Raw genomic sequence first — 1,107 nt, forward strand, 5'->3', positions numbered from 1 at the left:
ATATATAACGAAGAAGATCTGGATACCATTGAGCACCCCACCTTGCCCTCGTCAAAACGACATAAGAGTCTGCATACCTTTTTACCGATACTTCGTTACTCCTGTACCACCGATGAATCTATGGCCTTGAACCGTGTAGACAGCGGGATGATTGTGATTGCGGGCAGCGGAATGTGCAATGGTGGGCGCATCCGGCACCATTTTAAGCACAACCTTTGGCGCAAACATTCCCATGTGATTTTCGTCGGTTACCAGGCAGCAGGTACTCCAGGTCGCGCTATCATAGACGGTGCAGAGACCTTTAAGGTGGCTGGTGAGGAGGTTGTTGTTCGTGCGCAAATTCACACCATGGGCGGCTTTTCGGCACATGCTAGCCAAACGCAACTGCTTGATTGGCTCGATAACTTTAAAGAGAAGCCGCGGTTGTTGCTTGTGCATGGTGAAGACGAAGCTAAAAAGACATTGCGCAGAGCGGCGCGCGGCCGTGGTTGGGAAGCTGAGATTCCCGAGTTGGGAGATGTAATCAGTTTTTAGAGCGTCTTTGTGTCCGTATGTTTTCTACTGCCGCTTGTTGCGACAGCTCTTTCTTTTTTATCTCCGTCACCGAGTCAGTTCTCATATGTTCTACGTATCGCTTAACGCTGTTTTTGCGATGTAAGTCTCGTGCTTATAGTTTAGTCAAAAAATTGACTCAAATTAGCCTATAATCGAGACCGGTTTCCAGCAGTTTTCAGAATTTCACACTTTAATTGCCGCCGTCAGCAACACATTAGTTCCAAACGGGTGGCATCAATGGTTTTACAGCATCGTTCTTTTTCTAAAACAACGCACTTGGTTATTGCAGTGTTGGTTTTCGCGTTGAGTAGTTTTGCAATGCAAGCACAAGCGAAGCCAGCATGGAAGGATGGCAATACCTCAACGGAGGGAACGAGCAAGGGTCGCAAGAATAAAAGCACGCAAGTCAGCATTGTTTCGGCACCTGAATCAGTTCAAGTCGATGCCGGGGAGATGGTTTCGTTTACCGTTGTCGCGCAAACGAATGATGGTAGTAATCTTTCTTATGCGTGGTTTTTTAACGGCGCGGAGATCGTCGGTGCAACGACCGAC

At 47.8% G+C, this 1,107-nt stretch carries 2 protein-coding genes; both read left to right on the forward strand.

Going from position 1 to position 1,107, the window contains the following annotated elements:
* A partial coding sequence (locus tag A3750_RS15760; protein WP_304440199.1) for an MBL fold metallo-hydrolase RNA specificity domain-containing protein occupies positions 1–534 on the forward strand: 534 nt, incomplete at its 5' end.
* 258 nt (positions 535–792) lie between these two features.
* The coding region (locus tag A3750_RS15765) for a hypothetical protein (RefSeq protein WP_197475079.1) at positions 793–1,107 on the forward strand (315 nt) is incomplete at its 3' end.

It is taken from the genome of Oleiphilus sp. HI0079, assembly GCF_001635105.1.